The organism is Citrobacter sp. CK206, from assembly GCF_030333125.1.
Classification (GTDB): Bacteria; Pseudomonadota; Gammaproteobacteria; order Enterobacterales; family Enterobacteriaceae; genus Citrobacter_B; species Citrobacter_B koseri.
Window position 1 is genome coordinate 113,145 of record NZ_JAOWGM010000023.1, and the last position, 15,673, is coordinate 128,817.

The window sequence follows — 15,673 nt, forward strand, 5'->3', positions numbered from 1 at the left end:
GAGCGGTATAAGGCGGGGAGCAAACATCAACTGCCTGATGGCGCTTCGCTTATCAGGCCTACAAGCGCATTGTAGGCCGGATAAGGCATTTATGCCGCCATCCGGCAAGGTTCAGTCACACCTGTAGTTCCAGACCGGCCAGGCGTTTCCAGTAACCGTTGCAGTCGCTGTGCGCGGCCAGCGGCAACGGCGCGCTGCCGTTTTCATTGGCGCGGAAGGCGTCGAGCATGGCGAATATCTCCGTACCCAGCGGGGAAAGGCGCACAATGTCGACCAGCCCCTGCATGGAGGTCAGTTCGTTGCCGAGGTTATAAACGTAGCCGCTCATGGTCTGAATACCGTTAAGCACGAACACCTGCTGATTCTCCTGCGACAACACGTTACGCCCGTTCGGGTACTTGATGCAGCAGGTTTCACACTCGTCTTTCGGGCGGTCTTCCGAACGCGCGGTAAAACAGCGGGCGGAGTACGCCAGCGGCAGATGACCGTAGCTCAGCACTTCCACTTCAAACTGATTGCGGATGCCGAGCTCATCGCACTGGTTCAGCAGATTCACCAGCCAGTCGCGGGAAAGCTCGACCGGCATGCACCAGCGCACCATGCCCTGTTTAAGCAGCAGACGCAGCGTTACCGCGTTATAGCAGTTAAGCGCATGACCGGCGACAAACGGCAGCTTGCGCTCGGCGCACATATTCACGACGCCGAGGTCGCTGGCCTCCAGCAGGAAGTCGCCGTTTTCCACATAGCGTTTTAGTTCGCCTAATTCAGAGGCGGCCTGTACCAGCGCCAGCGTGGAGAGCACGACCTGCTTGCCGCTTCCGGCAAGGGATTTCGCCATATCAAGCCAGTCGCCCACTTTGGTGGCGCGGCGTTTGCTGCACACCGCTTCGCCAAGGTAAATCACGTCGGCGCTGCTGGTGGCGGCCTGCTGATAAAATGCTTCCAGCGTCTCTTTCGGCCAATAGTAAAGCACCGGCCCTAAGGAATATTTCATTGCTTCTCTCACTGCCATTTACGGTGATACGCGCCAAGCGTGGTCTGAGTGCCTTCGGACATGGAGCCAAGCGTCTCCATCCAGGCGCTTTGCGGGACGAAGTTTTGCGGGTCGGCCATGCAGCGGTCGATCGCCTGACGCCACACTTTCGCCACCTGGCTGACATACGCCGGGCTGCGCTGACGCCCTTCAATTTTCACCGAGGCGATATTCGCCGCCAGCAGGTCAGGCAGCAGTTCCAGCGTGTTGAGGCTGGTAGGTTCTTCCAGCGCGTGGTAGCGCTCGCCATCAACCAGATAGCGACCTTTACACAGCGTTGGATAACCGGCGTTCTCACCGTCCTGATAGCGGTCGATGAGCACCTCGTTCAGGCGCGATTCCAGCCCCTGAGGGGTCTGTTGCCAGCGCACGAAGCGGGCCGGAGAGCAGGCGCCGACGGTATTGGGGGATTCACCCGTCAGATAAGAGGAGAGGTAGCAACGGCCTTCCGCCATAATGCACAGGCTGCCGAAGGCGAAGACCTCCAGCGGCACGGGCGTGACGCGGGCGAGCTGTTTCACCTGATGAATGGAAAGCACGCGCGGCAGGACGACGCGCGCAACGTCAAAGTTGCGATGGTAGAAGTTAATTGCTTCTTCATTCGTTGCCGATGCCTGAACAGAGACATGGCGCTCAATATGCGGATAGCGTTCTGCTGCATACTCAAGCATAGCAAGGTCGGCCAGGATCAGCGCATCCGCGCCCAGTTGCGCCGCCATATCCACGGCACGCTGCCAGCGAACATATCCATCCGGGTGTGCAAACGTGTTAATCGCGATGTGCAGTTTACGGCGATGTTGATGGACGTAATTCACCGCTTCCTGCAATTTTTTCTCAGTAAAATTAAGACCGGCGAAGTGACGGGCGTTAGTATCATCTTTTAGCCCGATATAAACGGCATCAGCACCGTTCTCAATGGCCGCCTTAAGCGCCGGGAGATTTCCGGCAGGGCAGAGCAGCTCCATAATTATTCCTGAATGTTGCGCCGTCCAGGCCGCAAAATTGTTAACGAAGAGAGATTTTAGTTAACCTTGCTGCGACAATTTTTGATTTAAGGCAGTTAAAGGCGTATTGGTTACACCTATAACTGGGTAACAATTTCGTATCGAATTGTTGATTTACGCCGCTATGTCGTTTATCTGATATGGCAAAATAACGGGATTATTGAAACAGGGAGTAAAGCTCGTGTTGGATAAACTGCGTTCACGCTTAGTACATTTTGGCCCGTCTCTGATGAGTGTTCCGGTTAAACTGACGCCCTTTGCGCTGAAGCGCCAGGTTCTGGAACAGGTTCTGAGCTGGCAATTTCGTCAGGCGCTGGCAGATGGGGAGCTTGAGTTCCTCGAAGGCCGTTGGTTAAGTATTACGGTGCGTGATATTAACCTCAGATGGTACACCTCTGTTGAGAACGGCAAACTGATTGTCAGTCAGAACGCTGAGGCCGACGTGAGCTTTAGCGCCGATGCCAGCGACTTGTTGATGATTGCGGCGCGTAAGCAGGACCCTGATACGCTCTTCTTCCAGCGTCGTCTGGTCATTGAAGGCGATACAGAGTTAGGGCTGTATGTGAAAAACCTGATGGACGCCATCGAACTGGAGCAGATGCCGAAAGCGTTACGCATTATGCTGCTGCAACTGGCGGATTTTGTTGAGGCGGGTATGAAAACCTCGCCAGAAACCAAACAGACCTCGGTAGGTGAACCATGCTGATTCGAGTTGAAATTCCCATTGACGCGCCCGGTATCGACGCTTTGCTGCGCCGCACGTTCGAAAGCGATGCGGAAGCGAAGCTGGTGCATGACCTGCGCGAAGATGGCTTCCTGACGCTGGGTCTGGTCGCCACTGACGACGAAGGTCAGGTGGTTGGCTATGTGGCGTTTAGTCCGGTCGATGTACAGGGTGAAGACCTGCAATGGGTGGGAATGGCGCCGTTGGCGGTAGATGAAAACTACCGTGGACAAGGGCTTGCGCGCCAACTGGTCTACGAAGGACTGGATTCACTCAACGAGTTTGGCTATGCGGCGGTCGTCACGCTGGGCGAGCCGGCATTGTACAGCCGTTTCGGTTTTGAACTGGCGGCGCATTACGATCTTCATTGCCGCTGGCCGGGCACCGAAAGCGCTTTCCAGGTACACCGCCTGGCGGAAGACGCGCTGGACGGCGTGACGGGCCTGGTGGAATACCACGACCATTTCAATCGCTTTTAAGCGTTGGGGTTTGCAGGCTGGCCAGTAACGCCTCAAACCCTTCACCTTCTGTCACGAGGCGCTCCTTCTGGCGCTTTGTGAATCTCTTGATGCGATACTCCATGCGCAGGGCAAGCGAGCGCTCGCCGACCTGCGCCGAAAACGCCAGGGTGAGTTCCCCTTTTCCGCGCAACGCTTTTGCGCCTTTACCACTTTGATGCTGCTTATAGCGGCGCGCCACATCGGTCGTAATCCCGGTGTAGAGGGCATTGTCTGCGGTGCGGATCAGATACAGATACCAGGGTGTCATCATGACCATCAGCGTGTTAATTTTCAGATGCCCAGTATAAGAGAGAATAACGATGGAAACACTCACCGCGATAAGCCGCTGGCTGGCAAAGCAGCATGTGGTCACCTGGTGCGTTCAGCATGAGGGCGAACTCTGGTGCGCAAACGCGTTTTATCTGTTTGATGCGCAAAAGGTTGCGTTTTATGTACTCACGGAAGAGAAAACGCGCCATGCGCAGATGTCCGGCCCGCGCGCGCCCGTTGCCGGAACGGTCAACGGCCAGCCGAAAACGGTGGCGCGGATTCGCGGAATACAGTTTAAAGGGGAGATCCGCAAGCTTGAGGGAGAGGAAAGCGATGCGGCGCGTCAGGCCTATCTCCGCCGCTTTCCTGTCGCCAGAATGCTGCCTGCGCCAGTATGGGAAATCCGCCTGGATGAAATCAAATTCACTGACAACACGTTGGGATTTGGCAAAAAAATGCACTGGCTACGCAGCCCGATCCGTAGCCTATAGTTAGATGAATGGTTGAGGTTATGGAGCGCGCGATGACTCAGGTGTTAATTACAGGGGCGACGGGGCTGGTGGGAGGACACCTCCTGCGGATGTTGCTTAATGAACCCCGGATTCATTCGATAGCCGCGCCCACACGCCGCCCTCTGGCGGATATGGTCGGCGTTTATAATCCTCACGATCCTCAACTGACCGATGCGCTGGCGCAGGTGACCGATCCGGTGGACATTGTTTTTTGCTGTCTGGGAACGACTCGCCGCGAGGCCGGAAGCAAAGAGGCGTTTATTCATGCGGATTATACGCTGGTGGTGGATACCGCGCTGACGGGGCGGCGGCTGGGCGCCCGGCATATGCTGGTCGTGAGTGCGATGGGCGCAAATGCGCGATCGCCGTTTTTCTATAACCGGGTCAAAGGTGAAATGGAAGAGGCGTTAATCGCCCAGCAATGGCCGCGCCTGACGATTGCGCGTCCCTCTATGTTGCTTGGCGACAGAGCTAAACACCGGATGAATGAAACGCTGTTTGCGCCGCTGTTCCGGCTGCTGCCGGGAAACTGGAAATCCATCGACGCCAGAGATGTGGCGCGTGCGATGCTGGAGGAGGCTCTGGCGCCGGAGCAAGAAGGCGTTACCATCCTGACCTCATCCCGGTTGCGGGAAAGGGCGTTATAGCATCTGTTCACTGCCGGATGGTGGCTAACGCCTTATCCGACATGGGATTTCGTGGCGTTCTCCAGGCCCGATAAGCGCGAGCGCCACCGGGCATTCTGTCCCCATCCAATAAAAAACGACGTTTCCAAACATTTCCCAAAGGCGTAGTATTCACGGGCTTAATTATCTCAATAACTTCCTGGGGAATGCTATGGCTGGTCAGTCTTCATCTCAGGCGGTGACGCCATTTCAATGGTGGAAACCCGCACTCTTCTTTCTCGTCGTTATCGTTGGCCTCTGGTATGTGAAATGGCAGCCTTATTACGGCAAAGCCTTCACGGCTGCGGAAACGCACAGTATCGGTAAATCTATTCTGGCGCAGGTGGATGCGAACCCGTGGCGAGCGGCCTGGGACTACGCGATGATCTATTTTATCGCGGTCTGGAAGGCGGCGGTGCTGGGGGTGATCCTCGGTTCGCTGATTCAGGTGTTGATCCCGCGCGACTGGCTGCTGCGTACTCTGGGGCAGTCACGTTTTCGCGGCACGCTGTTTGGCACCCTGTTCTCGCTGCCAGGCATGATGTGTACCTGCTGCGCCGCGCCGGTGGCGGCGGGAATGCGTCGCCAGCAGGTTTCTATGGGCGGCGCGCTGGCGTTCTGGATGGGTAATCCGTTACTGAATCCGGCAACGCTGGTGTTTATGGGCTTTGTGCTCGGCTGGCATTTTGCGGCTATTCGTCTGGTTGCCGGGCTGGCGATGGTGCTGGTGGTGGCGACGCTGGTGCAGAAATGGGTGAAAGAGTCGCCGCAGGTAGACATTCCTCAGGAGATCACCGTATCTGAACCGCAGGGCGGATTCTTTGCTCGCTGGGGAAAGGCATTGTGGTCGCTATTCTGGAGTACGATCCCGGTTTATATCCTGGCGGTACTGGTATTAGGCGCGGCGCGTGTCTGGCTGTTCCCACATGCCGATGGCGCAGTTGATAATACGCTGATGTGGGTTATTGCGATGGCCGTCGCGGGATGCCTGTTTGTGATCCCTACCGCCGCAGAGATTCCGATTGTACAAACGATGATGCTGGCAGGAATGGGAACCGCACCTGCTCTGGCGCTGCTGATGACCTTGCCGGCGGTGAGTCTGCCGTCGCTGATTATGCTGCGTAAAGCCTTCCCGGTAAAAGCGTTGTGGCTTACAGGTGTACTGGTGGCGATTTCTGGGGTGATAGTGGGAAGTATTGCGCTGGTGTGAAGTGGCAATGCCGGGGGCGCTTCGCTTGCCCGGCCTACGTAAGTGCTTCTCTGTAGGCCGGATAAGGCGCAGCCGCCATCCGGCGCAATGCCCGGTGGCGCTGGCGCTTACCGGGCCTACAAATGGCACTTCCTGTAGGCCGGATAAGGCAAAGCCGCCATCCGGCTCAATGCCCGATGGCGCTGGCGCTTACCGGGCCTACAAATGGTACTTCCCGTAGGCCGGATAAGGCGTTAGCCGCCATCCGGCTAAAACGGCGGGTTATTTGATAAACGTAAAGGCGGTGGTGACGCGTTTCACACCGCTGACCCGGCTGGCGATGTCCGCAGCGGCTTTTGATTCACGCTCGGTGACCAGACCCAACAGGAAAACCTCGCCATTTTCGGTCGTCACTTTTACGTTGGACGATTTCACCTGATCGCTGGTCAACAGCTGCGAACGCACTTTGGTGGTGATCCAGGTATCGTTCGAAGCCGTCCCAAGACCAATCGGCTGGCCCTGGCGGATTTCGTTATACACTTCTGTCGCCCCATCGACACCCATCGCAATCTGTTTTGCCCGCGAGGAGAGTTCGCTATTCGGCGACTGACCCACCAGTAATACCTTGCCCTGATACGCCGTTACGTTGATGCGCGCTTCTTTCTTGATTTGTTCGTCTTTCGACAGCGCGCTGTTTACGCGCAGTTCCAGGGTTCCGTCATCCACCTGGGTGCCAACGCTACGTGGATCGGTTGCGGCTTTCGTACCCACAGCGGCGGTTCCAACCACCGCGGCAGCGACGCAACCTTGCAACAGCAACGCAGAAATAAGGACTGCGAGTGGCGAAAATGCCTTCATATGTACTCCTTAATCATCCTGGTGAGGGAAAAGCGTGTTGTCGATCAAATCGCACAAGCAGTTTACCGTCAGCATATGCATTTCCTGAATGCGCGCGCTGTGGTGCGAGGGAATACGGATTTCAACATCCTGCGGCCCTAATAACCCGGCCAGCTCGCCCCCGTCATAGCCTGTCAACGCCACAATGGTCATATCCCGAGTGACGGCGGCCTCAACGGCCTTAACGATATCGCGACTGTTGCCACGCGTAGAAATCGCCAATAAAACATCACCGGCATGGCCCAGCGCACGGACCTGTTTTGCATAGATTTCATCATGCAGGCGATCGTTGGCAATCGCTGTTAAGACCACATTATCGGTATTAAGTGCAATAGCGGGTAAACTGGGACGTTCTGTTTCAAAACGGTTGATCATGCTGGCAGCAAAATGCTGTGCGTTGGCGGCGGAAGTACCATTACCACAACAGAGAATTTTGTTGCCGTTGAGCAGGGAGTGAACCAGCGTCATGGCGGCACGGGAAATTGCATCCGGGAGAGCTTCTGCCGCAGCAATTTGCGTTTGAATGCTTTCTGTAAAGCAGACTTTAATTCTATCGAGCACGCTAATCCTTAAATCTTCAATTATGAGCGGTCGTTAAAGGCATCCTTAAACCACTCAACATCATTTCCGGTGAAGGCTAACACATCGAACCGGCAATCCACAGTATCAAAACTCCCATTGTGGCGAGCAAGCCACAAGCGGGCGGTCTGTAATAATTTGTGTTGTTTGCTCCAGGTCACACTGGCGGCCGCGCCGCCAAACTGTGCCGAGCGGCGATAACGAACCTCAACAAAGACCGTGGTTTTTCCGTCACGCATTATCAGATCGATTTCGCCGCCGCGCTCACGCACGTTGGCGGCAACAAAACGCAGTCCCTTGCTCTCCAGCCAGCGGCGTGCGGCGGCTTCCCACACGTCGCCGGTCTGTTTACTCGTTAACTGGCGGGGACGATTTGCCCTTGCTGGTATTTGAGCCATGATAACTTCCTGTTAATCACGCAATCCTGTGTGGCGGTTAACGCCCCGGTATTACCGTTAATTTCAAAACCCGGCACCTGGCGCATCTGCGAGAAGTGGTTCGCCAGCGACCACGCGTCTACGCCCATCGCGTACATACGGGCAAGGGAGTAGTCGTTGCGTACGGCGCCGAGCGCCTGCTGCATTAACGGCATGTTGCTACCGGCCAGCATTGGGATCTCGCTGTACTGCAAGCCTTCCATCTCCAGACGGAAGTCGGGGCCGGAAGTGCCCTGCGCGCTGCGCGAGCTGGCGTACAGCGTTGCGCCGCTTTGGCTGCCGTTACGCATGGCGATCATCGGTTTAATGAACCCGATCTCTTCCGGCGTCGCCAGAATGTAGACCGCGTCAACGCGACCGCCGCCGCCAGTGATCTGCGCGTCTGTCGGCGGTGCCGGAATCGTCAGGCCGCTAATGGTGACGCCCGGCTGTGAGGGCTGGCTGGCGGCGACAGGGCTGCCCGTCAGGGCAATGCCGGAGCCGCCGTTGACGCCCATTCTCAGCTCAGCGGTAGAACCGAATTTCTGCTGCAACACCGTGCCGCCGCCCAGCTTCTGCCACTCCTGAGCGAAAGCGTTCGCCACGCGATCGCCCAGCCCGCTGCGTGGAATCAACAACAGCGGATTTTGTTTGCTCTGGTCGTGAATATGATGCGCCGCGTCGCGGGCTTCGTCTTCAGGTGAGAGGGCAAAGTAGCAAATATTGGCGTGGTTCTGCACCTTCTCAGGCTGATTAAGCGCCAGGACATTCAGCGGCGTATTGCTTTTGATCAGCTCTTCAACGTTATTTTTCAGCAGCGGCCCGACAACAATGCTGGCGCCATCCTGCTGAACCTGCGTGAGGATCTGATCCAGCGGTTGAGAGGTGGTGTCGTAGATTTTCAGTTCAGCGGAAGGGTTGGCCGGCGCGCTCGCCGTAGCGGTCTGCGCCGGGGCGCTTACCGGTTGTTCGACAGGCTGCGTTTGTTCGTCGCCGGTTAAATCGTTCACCGCCGCCTGGGAAGGGCTGGCGACGCCGTCAGCGGCTTGCGGCTGGGCAGGTTCTGCCGACGCTGTCGGTTCCGCGACAGGCGCAGTGGCAGGCTGCGCGTCCACCGGTTGCGTCCCCAGATTTTTCGCCGCTTCAAAACCTTGCTGAATGGTGCGGCCAAAAATGGCGGCCTGGCCGTTCAACGGCAGCAGCAGGGCGATTTTGCTGGTGGAAGCCGGTTTAAAGCTTTGCACATTGACCAGTTGCGTGGGCAGCAGTTTTGCCCCTGGATTTTGCGGGTAGCGTTTTTGCCAGTCAGCAATCCCGGCTTTCATCATGTCCGGGTCGTTACGGTTATCGAACCAGACACGCTGTAAATCCAGCCAGCCTTGCAGGACGTTTTCATCGGCGTTAATGACCAGCGCCTGAGCCTGTTCCTGGGTCATAGAGGAGAGCGCTTGCCAGGTGGCGTCCATGTTCTTCTGCTTGTCTTTTGCAGACAGCAGCGGCTCCTGGGCGATTAACGCGCGCAGCAGTGAAAGAGAAGGGCGGCCCTGGCTGGCATCAATTTTCGCCTGCCAGTAACGCGCCTGTTGGTTCTGATCCAAATCAGCCGGAGTGAGTTTTTCCAGCAGCGCCTGCGCGCCAGCGATATCTTTCTGCGCCAGTTTGATCTCAACCGCCAGCAGCGACTGTTCGCGACGCTGCGCATCGTTCAGATTTTGCGGCAACTGGTTGAATAATTCGATGGCATGCTGGCTTTTGCCTTCTTTCAGCAGTGCACGAATGGCGAGTAATTGCCAGTTGGTCTTGCTATCATCTGAACTTTGCTGCATTTGTTGCAGATAAAAGCCGGAATCAGCTTGTGCCGTGCCCTGCATATGGGCAGCACTTTGATCCGGCGCCTGGGTGCCACAGCCCGCGAAAATCAATGCTGCCAGAATGACAGGCAGCGCGCGCGCGGCTTTCAAACGAGAAAATGTTGAGGGTACCATACTGTATCCAGTGATATTTTTTACGCAATGCTCAATATTAAATCGGCAATACGGACGACACAATGAAACAAAACGAATCGGCGGATAATTCTCAGGGCCAACTCTATATTGTACCTACTCCTATCGGGAATTTGGCTGATATTACCCAACGAGCGCTCGAAGTTTTGCAAGCCGTTGATTTAATTGCTGCTGAAGACACTCGTCATACCGGGCTATTGTTACAACACTTCGCGATTAACGCCCGTTTGTTCGCTTTACATGACCACAATGAGCAGCAAAAAGCCGAGACGCTGGTGGCGAAGCTAAAAGAGGGGCAGAACATTGCGCTGGTTTCTGATGCCGGAACGCCATTGATCAATGATCCGGGTTACCATCTGGTGCGCACCTGTCGTGAAGCCGGCATCCGTGTGGTTCCGTTGCCGGGGCCGTGCGCCGCGATTGCCGCGCTGAGCGCCGCCGGGTTGCCGTCCGATCGTTTTTGCTATGAAGGTTTTCTGCCCGCGAAATCGAAAGGCCGCCGTGATGCGCTGAAAGCGATTGAAGCAGAACCACGGACGCTGATTTTTTATGAATCCACACACCGTTTGCTGGACAGCCTGGAAGATATGGTCGCCGTGTGGGGAGAATCTCGCTACGTGGTGCTGGCGCGTGAGCTGACCAAAACCTGGGAGACCATTTACGGCGCGCCGGTCGGCGAACTGCTGGAATGGGTGAAAGAGGACGAAAACCGCCGCAAGGGGGAAATGGTACTGATTGTCGAGGGGCACAAAGCCCAGGACGATGCGCTTCCCGCCGACGCGCTGCGAACGCTGGCGTTGTTACAGGCGGAACTGCCGCTGAAAAAGGCCGCCGCCCTTGCCGCCGAAATCCACGGCGTGAAAAAGAACGCGCTGTATAAGTATGCGCTGGAGCAGCAGGGGGAGTAACAGTGAGCACCTACCAACCACCTTTCGTCATCACTCCATTGATCCTCAATCAAGTCATTGAGGTTGGTGAGTTGATGGGGCATTGGGCTGCGATGGCTGGTAGGACATCTCCTCTTTTGCGCAAAGAGAATCGTATTCGCACTATTCAGGCCTCTTTAGCGATTGAGCATAATTCGTTGACTACGGAACAAGTCACCGCTCTGATGGAGGGGAAACGTATTCTGGCTCCTGCTAAAGATATACAGGAAGTTAGAAATGCGATTCTGGCCTATGAAAAGATGTCGGAATGGAAAAGTGAAAAGTTATCTGACCTTTTACAAGCACATCGGGTTCTTATGCTCGGTCTGGTCGATAATCCGGGCCAGTTACGTACCGGAAATGTTGGCGTTTACAGGGAAAAACAGCTTATTCACATGGCTCCTCCGGCCTCACAAGTTTTTCGTTTGATGAATGATTTACTTGGCTGGTTAAAAACGACAGAGCTCCACCCACTGATTGCTGGTGCTGTTTTCCATTATGAGTTTGAATTTATTCATCCTTTTGCCGACGGAAATGGACGTATGGGGCGGTTGTGGCAGACATTAATCCTACGTGAGTGGCGATCGGAATTGGCGTGGCTACCTGTAGAGACGCTGATCCACTACCAACAGGACCGCTATTACCAGGTGTTAGGGCAGTGCGATCGGCAAAGTAGCTGCACGCCATTTATAGAATTTATCCTGGAAAACATCATCTCTGCTTTGCAGGAGGGATTGGGAAAATCATCAGCCCTGTCGGAAGAAATGTCGGAAGAAATGTCGGAAGAAATGTCGCCTGATTTACTGGATATAGAAAAACGTATTCTACAAATCTTGTCGAATCATCCGGGCAGATCTGCCAAAAGTATCGCTGATGAGTGTGAGCTCTCAGCCCGAACCGTAGAACGCTATCTGAAAGCGTTGCAGCTAAAAGGCAAACTGCAACGTGTTGGCGCGACAAAAGGGGGGATGTGGCGGTTGCTGTAAATTTTATTTATCAGGATATTGTGAGCCGTCAATCAGGCAACTCACATTACGGTGCAGCCATAAAAATGAAGCAGGGATTGTAGTAGTAACGGTGGCGGTCAGGTATTTTTCTACCGCATCGTGCTTCCCTTCACCTGCTATCAGCAGCAAGATCTCTTTTGCATTCAGGATGTCCTTCAACCCCAGCGTAATGCCGCGAGTTACACGATTAGCAGCCGTTTTTAACATGTCATGATGGCGCGTTTTCTCATCAAGTACGCTGATATGGCAAAACGGCTCCAGGCTCTCTGCGGGTTCATTCAACCCCAAATGACCATTTTTTCCGATTCCGAGCAGACATAAATCGAGGCCGCCCCGGCTGGCAATAATCTCTGTGATACGCTCGCATTCCTGCTCGTTAATATTTTCAGATTGAAAACCGACCAGCTGTTCTGCTCGTAAACCCAGCGGTTGAACGATGTGTTGTTGCAGGAAAGATTCACACGTTGCAGGTGAATTCAGCGGAATACCAACCCACTCATCCAGTTTAACGAAAACCACCCGCTCGATATCGATCTTACGTTGGTTAATTTTCTCGACAAAGTAACGATAGGTGAGTAATGGCGTCGCGCCTGTTGCCAGGCAGATTGTGGCGTCAGGTTTGTTCTGTATGAGCGTAATCATCTGCTCGCTGGCGCGATTGCTCAATGCGTCATAACTGTGACAGTACTGTATACATTGCATTTATTGGTGATCCTTTTAAAAAGGGGGAATAACGCGCAGTTATCCCCCTGTTCCATTTACAGAATGCCCAGTGCCGAAGAGACAATAGAGAGAATGAAGGTCACACCGATTAACAGTACCGGATGCGCTTTTTTCACCCGTAACAGGTAGTACATCAGCAGCGTGTAGCCCATCGGTAAAATATTCGGGAAGACCTTGTCAAAGAAATCCTTTTGCAGCGCTACACTGTGCGTGCTGTCGATGGCGAAAGAGGTCACGACATCAATATGCACGTAGGAGGCGATAAGACCGCCGATAACCGTGATCCCGAGGATTGTTGCCGAGCGGGCGATCATCTGCGAGTTTTCCCTTACTTTATCGATCGCTTTGACGCCTACCGAATAGCCGATGTGAGTCCAGCCGACACGTAGGAAAAAGATCATCAAATAGACGGCGAAAAACAGAATGGGCCCCAGTAAGTTTCCCTGGCTGGCGAAAGAGGAGCAAATCCCCGCCATAATGGGCAGTAAGGTGAACCAGAATATGGCATCACCGATCCCGGCAATAGGGCCAAAAAGAGCGACTTTCAGGCCTTTAATGGTGTCGCGGTTTTCTCCTTTCTCTTCCATTGAGATCAGCAATCCCATCAGAAAGCCGACCAGGTTTGGGTGGGTATTAATGAACTCCAGATGATCTTTCATCGCCGCGCTCAGGCCGGCTTTATCATCTTTATAGATTTTTTTCAGTACCGGGAGCATCGCCCAGGTAAAGCCACCTGCCTGCATCCTTTCATAGTTAAAACTGGCCTGAAGAAAAGATGAGCGGAAACCCAGGTGGGTAATATCTTTTTTACTGATTTCAGATCCCATTGCTGTAATCCTCTTCATCATCATTTTTACTGGCGACAGGTTGGGGTTGCGACTGTTGTTTTGCTTTCGCATTGAAAAATTCATACACGGCAAAGCCTGCACCGAGGACGGCAACCGGGAGAAGGTTGTTGACCTGGATGTAGCAAACAAAGAGGAAACCGGCGATCAGGTAAGGGATATATTGCGCCTTGAACATCACGCGCAACAGCAAACCAAAACCGACGGCAGGCAGAATGCCGCCAGCGACTTCGAAGCCATGCGTTAGCCAGGCGGGCATGGCTTTAACCAGCGCCTGCATCGCACCTTGCGCCAGGTATGTACACAAGAAGGCGATAATGGCGTAAGAGCAGGCGACAATTAGCGTCGTCAGCCAATTCAGGCGGGCGAAAGCATGAGTGTCTGCCTCTTTTGCATATTTATCGGCTTTCGCCATAAACAGTGAAAAGGCGGAATAGAAGAACAGAATGACATATTGCATCAGCAGGCTGAACGGTAGGCCGAGACCAATAGCGGTTTTGGCATCCACACCGGTGGACCAGGCGATAACCGTGGTCATTAAACCCGCCATGATTGGGTTTGGGGGTTGCACGCCTCCCGCCGGAGTCAGACCGGCAAACGCTAGTTCGGTCAGACCACCGGTAATCAAACCGATATGAATATCACCGAGGATGGCGCCAGTAAGCGTACAGACAATAATCGGTCGGAATAAAAACAGGGCTTCCAGCCAAAAATCGATTCCCAGAAAGAAGACTAATGCAGCCAGGGATATTCCCTGAAGTAACGTTATTTCATGCATTTTAGCACCTCAAATCAATAAGTCCCTTTAATACGAAAATGTTGACCTGTTTTTTACGCAGGGATCTGCTCTTTTTGATCGCCAGGGACATCCTGAATAAACAGGTTCACACCGTGCTGTTTAATGAAGCGCAGATCCTGAAGATCCTGTTCATCAACATAAACTTTGCTACTGATCTGTTTTTTACCTTCAGAGAAATGCATGTTGCCGACGTTAACGTCGTTGAGGGTGATGCCGCCTTCGAGCAATTTTCTGACTGTTTGCGGAGTGCGGCAAATCAGGAATATCTTCTGATGTGGGGCGGCCTTGCCGATCACTTTAATGGTTTTTTCTATGGAAAAGAAGCGGATACCAAAACCATAAGCTTCAGCGGTAATCCCCATTAATTTCTGTTGGATCTCATCTTGTGCAACGTCATCATCGACAACGACCAGCAGATTAGCGCCGATAGTGGATGTCCAGGTAACGCCAACTTGACCATGAACTAATCGGTTATCAATACGGGTTAACAGGATATTTGGACTGCTCATGTTTAAATCCTCACCATAAAATATTTGAATGACAGAACTTATTGAAATATATTATTTCTACAGCAGCACTTTCTGAATTTATTCAGGTGATTGAGTACGTTATGTCTCCCTGGTTATTTTGTCAGAGAGCGCCATTTGATATTTATCAGATGGCGCTCCTGAGTAAAATGGCTGAATTAAGACCTTTTTACGCTAAATGGTGATCCGCTAAAATTTTATTTGCCGAACCGCAAACCTGAATTTTGCTACGTACCACTTCTTTCATCGCATCCATGCCTACGCGCATGTAATAACGCGGATCGTTGCCATCAGGGTTTTCACTGAACCATTTTTTAACCGCTGCGGCGAAAGCGATTTTCAACTCCGTTGCAACGTTCACTTTGCATATGCCGAGTTCAATGGCCCGTCTCACCAACTCATCAGGTACATCGCTTGCGCCGTGCAGCACCAGTGGGATATCAACCACTTCGCGAATCTCAGCCAGACGCTGGAAATCGATTTTAGGACGTTTGGTGTAAAGGCCGTGTGCAGTACCGATTGCCACAGCGAGGCTGTCGACACCGGTGAGTTCGACAAAGCGTTTCGCTTCCTGCGGATCGGTCAGGAAGGCGCTTTCCGCATCGACGCTCATGTCGTCTTCCACGCCGCCCAGACGTCCCAGTTCAGCTTCCACGCTGCAATCGCGCGCGTGACAGAAATCCACCACCGATTTCACCAGCTTCACGTTTTCTTCAAACGGGAAGTGGCTACCGTCGATCATGGCGCTGCGTACGCCGGCATTGACCTTGCGGCGGATATCTTCCAGCGACTCATGGTGATCGAGATGCAGCGCCAGCGGTATGTCATAGCTGTTGGAGTAAGCGCTGCATAGCGCGTAGATCTCTTCCAGCGCAATGTGCTTAAAGGTGCCAGGCGTACCGGCGAGGATCACGGGGGATTGCATTTCACTGCAAACTTCGAGGATCGCCTGGATCGTTTCGGCGTTATGGATGTTGAATGCAGGGACAGCGTAACCTTTCGTCTGGGCATCTTGCAGGAGGTACTTGGTGGAAATAATGCTCATGATGCGATC

19 protein-coding genes are annotated in these 15,673 nt (G+C 53.8%); 7 read left to right on the forward strand and 12 right to left on the reverse strand.

Annotated elements, in window-relative coordinates; genetic code table 11:
- Positions 1-115: 115 nt before the first annotated feature.
- Both OGX81_RS07205 and ubiU read right to left on the reverse strand, forming a co-directional pair.
- Positions 116-994, reverse strand: a complete 879-nt coding sequence (locus OGX81_RS07205; RefSeq protein ID WP_104868140.1) for a U32 family peptidase — start codon at positions 992-994, stop codon at positions 116-118.
- Between the two features lie 8 nt (positions 995-1,002).
- On the reverse strand, positions 1,003-1,998 hold the full coding sequence (gene ubiU, locus OGX81_RS07210) for a ubiquinone anaerobic biosynthesis protein UbiU (protein ID WP_012135289.1): 996 nt from the start codon (positions 1,996-1,998) through the stop codon (positions 1,003-1,005).
- A 220-nt stretch (positions 1,999-2,218) separates the two neighbouring features.
- Here ubiU and ubiT point away from each other — a divergent pair, with 220 nt between their 5' ends.
- Together ubiT and OGX81_RS07220 are read left to right on the forward strand one after the other, a co-directional pair.
- Positions 2,219-2,743, forward strand: coding sequence for a ubiquinone anaerobic biosynthesis accessory factor UbiT (gene ubiT / locus OGX81_RS07215; protein WP_024130981.1), 525 nt, complete (start codon positions 2,219-2,221; stop codon positions 2,741-2,743).
- Positions 2,737-3,240 (forward strand): GNAT family N-acetyltransferase, encoded by a 504-nt coding sequence (locus tag OGX81_RS07220; RefSeq protein WP_012135286.1) that lies wholly within the window; start codon positions 2,737-2,739, stop codon positions 3,238-3,240. Before ubiT ends, OGX81_RS07220 begins: the two co-directional genes overlap by 7 nt.
- On the opposite strand, the gene OGX81_RS07225 is transcribed toward OGX81_RS07220, so the two are convergent.
- Complete coding sequence (locus OGX81_RS07225) at positions 3,227-3,529, reverse strand: GIY-YIG nuclease family protein (protein ID WP_104869101.1); 303 nt, start codon at positions 3,527-3,529, stop codon at positions 3,227-3,229. The two genes, OGX81_RS07220 and OGX81_RS07225, sit on opposite strands and share 14 nt — an antisense overlap.
- A gap of 52 nt (positions 3,530-3,581) precedes the next feature.
- On the opposite strand from OGX81_RS07225, the gene OGX81_RS07230 reads away from it, so the two are divergent.
- The 3 genes from OGX81_RS07230 (at position 3,582) to OGX81_RS07240 (ending at position 5,918) form a co-directional block, all read left to right on the forward strand.
- Positions 3,582-4,022, forward strand: a complete 441-nt coding sequence (locus OGX81_RS07230; RefSeq protein ID WP_012135284.1) for a YhbP family protein — start codon at positions 3,582-3,584, stop codon at positions 4,020-4,022.
- A 32-nt stretch (positions 4,023-4,054) separates the two neighbouring features.
- The gene (locus tag OGX81_RS07235; protein WP_058668149.1) at positions 4,055-4,690 is read left to right on the forward strand and encodes an NAD(P)H-binding protein; all 636 of its coding nucleotides are present in this window, start codon (positions 4,055-4,057) and stop codon (positions 4,688-4,690) included.
- A gap of 190 nt (positions 4,691-4,880) precedes the next feature.
- On the forward strand, positions 4,881-5,918 hold the full coding sequence (locus OGX81_RS07240; protein ID WP_104868141.1) for a permease: 1,038 nt from the start codon (positions 4,881-4,883) through the stop codon (positions 5,916-5,918).
- A 261-nt stretch (positions 5,919-6,179) separates the two neighbouring features.
- Here the strand turns inward: OGX81_RS07240 and dolP are convergent, their stop codons facing one another.
- Genes dolP through OGX81_RS07260 form a run of 4 tightly spaced genes read right to left on the reverse strand, consistent with a single transcriptional unit; the run spans position 6,180 to position 9,774 of the window.
- Entirely contained in the window at positions 6,180-6,755 is a 576-nt protein-coding gene (dolP, locus tag OGX81_RS07245) for a division/outer membrane stress-associated lipid-binding lipoprotein (RefSeq protein ID WP_012135280.1), read from the reverse strand.
- 9 nt (positions 6,756-6,764) lie between these two features.
- Positions 6,765-7,355, reverse strand: coding sequence for a DnaA initiator-associating protein DiaA (gene diaA / locus OGX81_RS07250; protein WP_012135279.1), 591 nt, complete (start codon positions 7,353-7,355; stop codon positions 6,765-6,767).
- A 20-nt stretch (positions 7,356-7,375) separates the two neighbouring features.
- Positions 7,376-7,771 (reverse strand): YraN family protein, encoded by a 396-nt coding sequence (locus OGX81_RS07255; RefSeq protein ID WP_047461029.1) that lies wholly within the window; start codon positions 7,769-7,771, stop codon positions 7,376-7,378.
- On the reverse strand, positions 7,729-9,774 hold the full coding sequence (locus OGX81_RS07260; RefSeq protein ID WP_104868142.1) for a penicillin-binding protein activator: 2,046 nt from the start codon (positions 9,772-9,774) through the stop codon (positions 7,729-7,731). Before OGX81_RS07260 ends, OGX81_RS07255 begins: the two co-directional genes overlap by 43 nt.
- A gap of 62 nt (positions 9,775-9,836) precedes the next feature.
- On the opposite strand from OGX81_RS07260, the gene rsmI reads away from it, so the two are divergent.
- Positions 9,837-10,700 carry a 16S rRNA (cytidine(1402)-2'-O)-methyltransferase gene (rsmI, locus tag OGX81_RS07265; RefSeq protein WP_104868143.1) on the forward strand — a complete coding sequence of 288 codons (864 nt, stop codon included), beginning with the start codon at positions 9,837-9,839 and terminating at the stop codon, positions 10,698-10,700.
- A 2-nt stretch (positions 10,701-10,702) separates the two neighbouring features.
- Positions 10,703-11,704: a Fic family protein gene (locus OGX81_RS07270; RefSeq protein ID WP_104868144.1), complete on the forward strand. Its 1,002-nt coding sequence runs from the start codon at positions 10,703-10,705 to the stop codon at positions 11,702-11,704.
- Positions 11,705-11,707: 3 nt separating this feature from the next.
- Here OGX81_RS07270 and OGX81_RS07275 read toward each other — a convergent pair whose 3' ends face one another.
- The 5 genes from OGX81_RS07275 to kbaY all read right to left on the reverse strand — a co-directional run bounded on the left by OGX81_RS07275 (position 11,708) and on the right by kbaY (position 15,664).
- Complete coding sequence (locus OGX81_RS07275; RefSeq protein WP_104868145.1) at positions 11,708-12,427, reverse strand: galactosamine-6-phosphate isomerase; 720 nt, start codon at positions 12,425-12,427, stop codon at positions 11,708-11,710.
- Positions 12,428-12,483: 56 nt separating this feature from the next.
- A complete protein-coding gene (agaD, locus tag OGX81_RS07280) occupies positions 12,484-13,275 on the reverse strand; it encodes a PTS galactosamine transporter subunit IID (RefSeq protein WP_104868146.1) in 792 nt (263 codons plus the stop codon).
- Positions 13,265-14,071 (reverse strand): PTS galactosamine transporter subunit IIC, encoded by an 807-nt coding sequence (agaC, locus tag OGX81_RS07285; protein ID WP_104868147.1) that lies wholly within the window; start codon positions 14,069-14,071, stop codon positions 13,265-13,267. Before agaC ends, agaD begins: the two co-directional genes overlap by 11 nt.
- A 53-nt stretch (positions 14,072-14,124) precedes the next feature.
- Positions 14,125-14,601 carry a PTS galactosamine transporter subunit IIB gene (gene agaB, locus OGX81_RS07290; protein WP_104868148.1) on the reverse strand — a complete coding sequence of 159 codons (477 nt, stop codon included), beginning with the start codon at positions 14,599-14,601 and terminating at the stop codon, positions 14,125-14,127.
- Between the two features lie 187 nt (positions 14,602-14,788).
- Positions 14,789-15,664 carry a tagatose-bisphosphate aldolase subunit KbaY gene (gene kbaY, locus OGX81_RS07295; protein ID WP_104868149.1) on the reverse strand — a complete coding sequence of 292 codons (876 nt, stop codon included), beginning with the start codon at positions 15,662-15,664 and terminating at the stop codon, positions 14,789-14,791.
- Positions 15,665-15,673: the final 9 nt, after the last annotated feature.

Bases quoted from the DNA above. Each gene is read 5' to 3' on its own strand.
- OGX81_RS07260 (WP_104868142.1), bottom strand. From the start codon at position 9,774: ATGGTACCCTCAACATTTTCTCGTTTGAAAGCCGCGCGCGCGCTGCCT.
- ubiU (WP_012135289.1), bottom strand. From the start codon at position 1,998: ATGGAGCTGCTCTGCCCTGCCGGAAATCTCCCGGCGCTTAAGGCGGCC.
- OGX81_RS07240 (WP_104868141.1), top strand. From the start codon at position 4,881: ATGGCTGGTCAGTCTTCATCTCAGGCGGTGACGCCATTTCAATGGTGG.
- agaD (WP_104868146.1), bottom strand. From the start codon at position 13,275: ATGGGATCTGAAATCAGTAAAAAAGATATTACCCACCTGGGTTTCCGC.
- OGX81_RS07205 (WP_104868140.1), bottom strand. From the start codon at position 994: ATGAAATATTCCTTAGGGCCGGTGCTTTACTATTGGCCGAAAGAGACG.
- OGX81_RS07255 (WP_047461029.1), bottom strand. From the start codon at position 7,771: ATGGCTCAAATACCAGCAAGGGCAAATCGTCCCCGCCAGTTAACGAGT.
- OGX81_RS07275 (WP_104868145.1), bottom strand. From the start codon at position 12,427: ATGCAATGTATACAGTACTGTCACAGTTATGACGCATTGAGCAATCGC.
- OGX81_RS07235 (WP_058668149.1), top strand. From the start codon at position 4,055: ATGACTCAGGTGTTAATTACAGGGGCGACGGGGCTGGTGGGAGGACAC.
- dolP (WP_012135280.1), bottom strand. From the start codon at position 6,755: ATGAAGGCATTTTCGCCACTCGCAGTCCTTATTTCTGCGTTGCTGTTG.
- agaB (WP_104868148.1), bottom strand. From the start codon at position 14,601: ATGAGCAGTCCAAATATCCTGTTAACCCGTATTGATAACCGATTAGTT.
- OGX81_RS07220 (WP_012135286.1), top strand. From the start codon at position 2,737: ATGCTGATTCGAGTTGAAATTCCCATTGACGCGCCCGGTATCGACGCT.
- agaC (WP_104868147.1), bottom strand. From the start codon at position 14,071: ATGCATGAAATAACGTTACTTCAGGGAATATCCCTGGCTGCATTAGTC.
- kbaY (WP_104868149.1), bottom strand. From the start codon at position 15,664: ATGAGCATTATTTCCACCAAGTACCTCCTGCAAGATGCCCAGACGAAA.
- rsmI (WP_104868143.1), top strand. From the start codon at position 9,837: ATGAAACAAAACGAATCGGCGGATAATTCTCAGGGCCAACTCTATATT.
- OGX81_RS07230 (WP_012135284.1), top strand. From the start codon at position 3,582: ATGGAAACACTCACCGCGATAAGCCGCTGGCTGGCAAAGCAGCATGTG.
- OGX81_RS07225 (WP_104869101.1), bottom strand. From the start codon at position 3,529: ATGACACCCTGGTATCTGTATCTGATCCGCACCGCAGACAATGCCCTC.